The following is a 6,406-nucleotide window of genomic DNA, read 5'->3' on the forward strand; positions in this document are numbered from 1 at the left end:
TCATGGCTAAAAAAATTGCAATTGGAGGCGACCACGCAGGTTTCTCATTAAAACAGCCCCTCGTGGAGTGGCTTACACAACAAGGATACGAAGTTAAAGATTTTGGAACCTACACTGCCGATTCTGCCGATTACGCTGATTTTGCTCATCCGGTTGCCATAGCGGTGGAAAGCGGTGAATTTGACGCAGGCGTATTGGTATGCGGCAGCGGACAGGGCGTAGCCATCACCGCCAACAAACACCAGAGAATTCGCGCCGCTCTGGTATGGGACACTCCTTTGGCCGCCCTCTCCCGTCAGCACAACGACGCCAACATCATCTGCCTTCCCGCCCGATTTATTGCCCAAGAAACGGCTTTTGAATGCGTACGCATTTTCTTAACTACCGAATTTGAAGGCGGTCGCCACGCGATTCGTGTGGGGAAGATTGCTTGTTGAAGTCAATAGAGTTGTCAGTCGGTTTAAAACCGACTGACAACTCTATTGAAAATAAATCAATGAAAAAACAAATACCCCAATAATATTCCCGCAATCACGCCGACAAAATCTGCAATCAGGCCCGCTACAATCGCGTAGCGGGTATTTTTTATGCCTACCGAGCCAAAATAAAGCGCTACAATGTAAAACGTAGTATCAGTGGAACCCTGAAAAATACACACCAATCGTCCAATGAACGAATCGGGGCCAAACTGCTTCATGCTGTCAATCATTAACGCTCGTGCGCCGCTACCGCTGAGGGGTCTCATCAAAGCTACGGGTAAGGCATCCGTAAAATCAGTATTGACCCCCATCAAACTGATCATCCACTTGAAACCATCAATCAAATAACCCATGGCTCCCGCATTTCGGAAGGCACTGATAGCCACCAGCATCCCTACCAAATACGGTATGATTTTGACCGACGTTTCAAAGCCGACTTTGGCCCCTTCGATAAACGTATCAAAAATATTGACCTTCCTAACTAAAGCACCGACCAAGAACGAAACCACAATCAGCATCAAAATCAGGCTGCCTGTAATCTTGGAAAACGTTTCCAAACCTTCTTTGGAAAGACCCGACAAATACCAAAGCAAAAGGGCAATTGCCAACGTAACTCCACCAAGCCACCCGATGACAATGCGATTGAAAAGATTGATGCGTTGATAGGTACCCACAATCAAGATACTTATCAAAGTAGTCACATACGTACCAATCAAACAGGGAATAAAAATATCGGACGGGTCTTTTGCTCCCAAAATCGCCCGTTGGGCCATAATAGATAGCGGAATAATGGTCAATCCTGAAGTATGCAGCACCAAAAACATGATTTGAGCGTTGGAAGCGGTGTCTTTGGAAGGATTAAGTTCCTGCAAACTCTGCATGGCTTTCAAGCCAAAAGGCGTGGCGGCATTGTCCAGCCCCAACATATTGGCCGAAAAATTCATAATCATCTGCCCGTTAGCGGGGTGATTTTGGGGCACTTCGGGAAACAATTTGTGGAAGAAAGGGCCAATGATTCGGGCCATAAAATTGATGGCACCCGCTTTTTCGCCTACGTTGAGCAAGCCCAGAAAAAACGTCATTACTCCCGCTAAAGGCAAGGCAATATCCATAACGGATACTTTAGCCGAGTCAAACATTCCTTCCACAATCAATTTGAAAATTTCGGTATCTCCCAGAAAAATGAGTTTGAGAAGTGCCACCACAAAAGCAACAACAAAAAAAGCTGCCCAGATGTAATTAAGTGCCATGTGTCGAAATAAAGGTTAGGAAGCCTAAAAGTATAAAAAAATCATCCCTTTCCTACCAGTTTTTTAGCAAACCCATACGTATGAATTAATCCCAGCCACGACTTGCGTTTGATGGCATCGTAGGAGGTAGCAAGGTTTACGTAAGAACTGAAATTGAGCGGTCCAAAATTGTCAACGATGTATTTTTCGGCATTTTTTTCCGCATTCCAATAAATATCTGAACTTGAATTGGCTTTGGTACCGCTCCCGGTCGTGTCAAAAGCAGCGTGGCGCGTATAGTCTTCGAGCGTAAGGTGTCGGAATGTATAGCCCCGTTTGTACATATCATGCGACCAAACCGTAGCCGTATCGACTCCATTCCAGCCACCACCATAACAACCGATGTCACCTTTTGGCAGTGTTTCTTTTTGGTATTTTTCCACGTCAATCATGGCGCAATATTCATTAAGACGACATTCGGGGAGAATGTGAGTGCGACCATTTCGTAGCACTTTTAACTGTATCTCCCGACGTGGCGTAGCGTGACTTTCTGTAAGAGCAATGGCTTCCTCTGTAGTTGGCACATACTGCTCAAACTTCAAAGAATTGCATTTATTACCCCAATCAGGCCCTGCCGGACAACTCCAACATTGACCGATAGAACCTACACCTGCTACATTTTTCGGGCCATTTTCAAAGGTTTTCAACATCTCTCCAATCATATCGCCGTAGAAAAGCATATCGTTGTGCATCACGACAAGATACTTTTTGTCGGTCATTTCCAAGGGATATTGATACATGATACTTTGTCGGAAACGGGTATCATTTTTAGCACGTTCATAATCCTTCACGCCCAGTCCCAAAAAATGGTGAGGGTATTGAATGACCAATTTTACGACCGGGTCGTTGCGGAAATAGTCAATGATTTTAAAAATACCTGCGTAGTCGTTGTGAGGTTGAAGTCGTTCGCGGGAAAGATAGATTTTATCAATGTGTTGGCCACTGTACTTCATCAAGGTTTTTATTGTCACAATCGCCTGATAGGGCTTACCGTAAAAGGCAATACTAACATCCACTTTTTTAGACATTCGGCAAAAATTAGGGGTAAGCACGTAATGGCCTACCGTTGTTTTATAATAGCTCTCAAAAAAATTAAGCTTCAAAATTACGACGAGTGCGTGAGTTTGCCAAAGTAACTTGATTTTTCGTAACTTTGCCTACGTTATTTAAACATTAACTCCCTTGAAAGAATACGGAAGCAACGTCCAAAAATTAGCCGATTACCTTATCAATCTACCGGATCGTGAGAAAAGAACTCTTTACGCCCACATTTTGGTCGAGTTGATGCGGCAAATTCACCCCAATATGCGGGACGGACAAGATTATTCTCAAAAATTATGGGACGATCTCTACATCATGACCAATTTCAAATTGGATGTAGAAAGTCCGTTTGCGCCTCCTTCGCCCGAAGCCGTTGGTAAAAAACCTTTGCAGGTACCTTACACACAAGCCTTAATTCGTTTCAAGCAATACGGAAAAAATTTGCTTTTACTGGTAGAGAAAGCAGTGAATTGCAGCGATAGGGAAGAGAAATTAGCTTTTATCTCGTATTTGATTCGTCAAATGCGAACCTTTTATAACACTTGGAACAAAGACAATCCGGACGACAACGTTGTTTTTACACAGTTAGACGAAATGTCGCAAGGTCGTTTGAAAGAAGAATTGGCTTATTTACGTCAAAACGGATTGGTGGAATCTGCCCCGCGCGACAAAGGCACCAATGTAGAGCGTTATCAGCGGAACCTGCAAAGCGGCCGTGGAAATTCCCAAAACAATAACCGCGAACGCAATAACAACAATAACCGGAATGCAGGGCCAACCCCGGGAAACAGCAGTACCGGCAACAACAACAACAATAATAACAATAATAACCGCAATCGTGATCGCGATAGAGATCGTGATAAGTTTCGGAGTAACAAGAATAATCGGAGACGTTAAATTTGAGTATGGCTTCGGCAGTGTGCATCACAACTCACTACTGAATTCTTACTACTGAATACTGAGTTTATGCAAATATTGAAAAGTAAGCGCCTGGAACATCTGCGCTACGACATACGAGGACCCGTTTACGAAAAAGCGCTTGAACTCGAAAGCCAAGGGTATAAAATCATCAATTTGAACATCGGAAATCCAGCCCCATTTGGATTTGATGCACCCGATGAAATTATCCACGACATTATTCTCAACATTCGCAATGCGCAAGGCTATATAGATTCGCGAGGGTTGTTTGCTGCGCGAAAAGCGGTAATGCACTATACCCAAACTCAAGGCATTAAAAACGTTGAAATCAATGATGTCTACATCGGAAACGGAGTGAGTGAGTTGATAGTAATGGCGATGCAGGCGTTGCTGAATGAAGGAGATGAAATCCTCGTTCCTTCACCGGACTATCCGCTTTGGACTACGTCGGTGGCGTTGAGCGGCGGCAAACCTGTTCATTATGTTTGCGATGAAGAAAGCGATTGGAATCCTGATTTGGACGATTTGGAGAGCAAAATCACTCCCCGCACCAAGGGTATTGTGATGATTAATCCCAACAATCCTACGGGAGCAGTGTATGAAAAAGAAGTAGTACAACGAATTGCCGAAATTGCAGAGCGCCATAAACTGATTTTGTTTTCGGATGAAATTTACGACAAAATCCTCTATGACGAAGCTGTGCATTATCCCGTGGCCACGATGGTTCACGAAACGCTGTGCGTCACTTTTGGAGGTCTTTCCAAAAATTATCGCTCGGCAGGTTTTAGAGGCGGATGGTTGATTTTGAGCGGGGCCAAACACAAAGCAAAATCGTACATCGAAGGGTTGACCTTTTTGGCAAGCTTACGCTTATGTGCCAATGTTCCTACGCAATTTGCCATCCAAACGGCTTTAGGAGGCTACCAAAGTATTAATGATTTGGTAGCGCCAACGGGACGTTTGCACAAACAAATGAACTTGATTTATAACCGTTTGACGGCAATACCGGGTATCACCTGCGTGAAACCCAAAGGCGCTCTGTACGTTTTTCCGAAAATTGACCTGCGCAAATTTGACTTTAAAAGTGATGAAGACTTTGTATTTGAACTGCTTTCTGACCAAAAGGTACTGGTAGTGGCAGGTACAGGCTTCAACTATATCCATAATGACCATTTCCGCATCGTGACCTTACCTTCTACCGATGAGCTTACGATTGCCATGGATCGAATGGAACATTTCTTGGACAATAGCCGCATTCATGCTTCAAGCACCGTTGAAGAATATTTGGTATAACTAAAGTTGATAGTTCACTGTTTACAGTTTTGAGAGGTTGGGTAGAAATACCCAACCTCTTTTACTTCATGATTAAGTCGTATGCTGTTTCGAGCAACTCTTCTTTATCCAACAAACTCAACGACAGAGGCAATTGCGCCAGTCCAATGAGTCGTCGCATGATTTCAACCCCCGTGAATTGGTCTACCAATTGCGGGTTTTTTATTTCACCGTAGGTTTGGTACACTTTTCGGATGGTTTCCTCGCTTTGTTTGGACATCATCAAGTGAGCTGTCATCACACCCAAGTCAAACTCAGGAAGGCCGTAAAAACAAAACTCAGGATCAATTACCTTAATTCCACTATCAGTCTTTAACCAACTTCCCGGATAAAAATCACCGTGCAATAGGCTATGTCCATCAGCAAGATACACATAACCCAACTCCGTAATTTTTCTCTTTAAACCGCCGTCTACCTTATACGCCATCGACACCATCTGCAAGCCTTTCTGAATGGTATCCAAATCAAAACCATTGTCTTCCATGAAAGGATAATTGAAAATGTGTTCGTGATTCAGTGCCCGCATTTTTTGATTGGAAAATGAACCGTCGATGATTTCCTGCCACGTCATTCGGTGAAGCATGGAGATATAATTGGCCAATTCTTCCGCTTCGGATACGCTTAAACTTTGTTTGGGTTGGTATAAAAAGGTATAGTCGCTGGACATTCCCAAATCTTCCAAAACCAAAACTTTATTCACTTCATCCAATCCTATCAATTGGGGCATGAAGGAATTGAGTGTTTCAAAAGGTTGAATTTTTTCGTAAAACTGTCCTTCTATGACGGCCCGTTCCTCAGGAGCAGCGATTTGCGGGTACTTTTCCACATAAGGACGTGCCTGTTTTATAATAAACGTACGGTCGTGAGTACGAACCCGCAGTGTATAATTCATGTTGCCTTCGCCGGGCTTTTCGAGGCTCAAAATCGGCTCGTGTTCTTTAAGCCAATTTTTACTTTTCAGATAGTCTTCCAGTAATTGCGGTTGGGTGATGTCTAAATGCATACAGATACATAGAATGTTTTTGTGGATGCCGAAGGTAGCACCAAAACCTGAATTTAGAATACCGAAAAAGATTTTAAATTTAAAAATAGTTTGCACCATTCAACTGTACTTTGCTTATTTGCACCCCCAAAAAATGGGTATAGAATAATTTTAGATTCTTTGAAAAATCAGCCTAAGGAAACCGTTTCTACCGAAGTTCGGGTTGGAAGGAATTCTCGCTCAGAATTTTATGAATCTTAGATTCAAGAATCAAATGCAATCTACTGATTGAGTAGATTTATTGTATAAAAAAAGAGTTAGCGAGTGTGTTATTTTTGGGTATCGAATCCTAAATAACATGAGAA

The 6,406-nt window shown here is 43.0% G+C and carries 6 protein-coding genes; 3 read left to right on the plus strand and 3 right to left on the minus strand.

The window, feature by feature from the left end; translation table 11 throughout:
* Positions 1-2 precede the first annotated feature (2 nt).
* Positions 3-437: a ribose 5-phosphate isomerase B gene (gene rpiB, locus Q0081_RS20435; protein WP_298357774.1), complete on the plus strand. Its 435-nt coding sequence runs from the start codon at positions 3-5 to the stop codon at positions 435-437.
* A 56-nt stretch (positions 438-493) separates the two neighbouring features.
* Here the strand turns inward: rpiB and Q0081_RS20440 are convergent, their stop codons facing one another.
* The gene (locus Q0081_RS20440) at positions 494-1,729 is read right to left on the minus strand and encodes a nucleoside recognition domain-containing protein (protein ID WP_298357777.1); all 1,236 of its coding nucleotides are present in this window, start codon (positions 1,727-1,729) and stop codon (positions 494-496) included.
* A 41-nt stretch (positions 1,730-1,770) separates the two neighbouring features.
* Complete coding sequence (locus tag Q0081_RS20445) at positions 1,771-2,796, minus strand: hypothetical protein (protein ID WP_298357780.1); 1,026 nt, start codon at positions 2,794-2,796, stop codon at positions 1,771-1,773.
* A gap of 154 nt (positions 2,797-2,950) precedes the next feature.
* Between Q0081_RS20445 and Q0081_RS20450 the strand changes: the two genes are divergently transcribed.
* Together Q0081_RS20450 and Q0081_RS20455 are read left to right on the plus strand one after the other, a co-directional pair.
* Positions 2,951-3,706 (plus strand): DUF4290 domain-containing protein, encoded by a 756-nt coding sequence (locus tag Q0081_RS20450; protein ID WP_298357783.1) that lies wholly within the window; start codon positions 2,951-2,953, stop codon positions 3,704-3,706.
* A gap of 69 nt (positions 3,707-3,775) precedes the next feature.
* On the plus strand, positions 3,776-5,020 hold the full coding sequence (locus Q0081_RS20455) for a pyridoxal phosphate-dependent aminotransferase (protein WP_298357785.1): 1,245 nt from the start codon (positions 3,776-3,778) through the stop codon (positions 5,018-5,020).
* A gap of 61 nt (positions 5,021-5,081) precedes the next feature.
* On the opposite strand, the gene Q0081_RS20460 is transcribed toward Q0081_RS20455, so the two are convergent.
* Positions 5,082-6,062 carry a phosphotransferase gene (locus Q0081_RS20460; RefSeq protein ID WP_298357788.1) on the minus strand — a complete coding sequence of 327 codons (981 nt, stop codon included), beginning with the start codon at positions 6,060-6,062 and terminating at the stop codon, positions 5,082-5,084.
* Between the last annotated feature and the right edge of the window lie 344 nt (positions 6,063-6,406).

This window comes from Runella sp. (assembly GCF_027484545.1).
Lineage (GTDB): Bacteria > Bacteroidota > Bacteroidia > Cytophagales > Spirosomataceae > Runella.

Excerpts from the sequence above, each read along its gene's own strand:
- rpiB (WP_298357774.1), top strand. The coding sequence starts at position 3 with ATGGCTAAAAAAATTGCAATTGGAGGCGACCACGCAGGTTTCTCATTA.
- Q0081_RS20440 (WP_298357777.1), bottom strand. The coding sequence starts at position 1,729 with ATGGCACTTAATTACATCTGGGCAGCTTTTTTTGTTGTTGCTTTTGTG.
- Q0081_RS20445 (WP_298357780.1), bottom strand. The coding sequence starts at position 2,796 with ATGTCTAAAAAAGTGGATGTTAGTATTGCCTTTTACGGTAAGCCCTAT.
- Q0081_RS20455 (WP_298357785.1), top strand. The coding sequence starts at position 3,776 with ATGCAAATATTGAAAAGTAAGCGCCTGGAACATCTGCGCTACGACATA.
- Q0081_RS20460 (WP_298357788.1), bottom strand. The coding sequence starts at position 6,062 with ATGCATTTAGACATCACCCAACCGCAATTACTGGAAGACTATCTGAAA.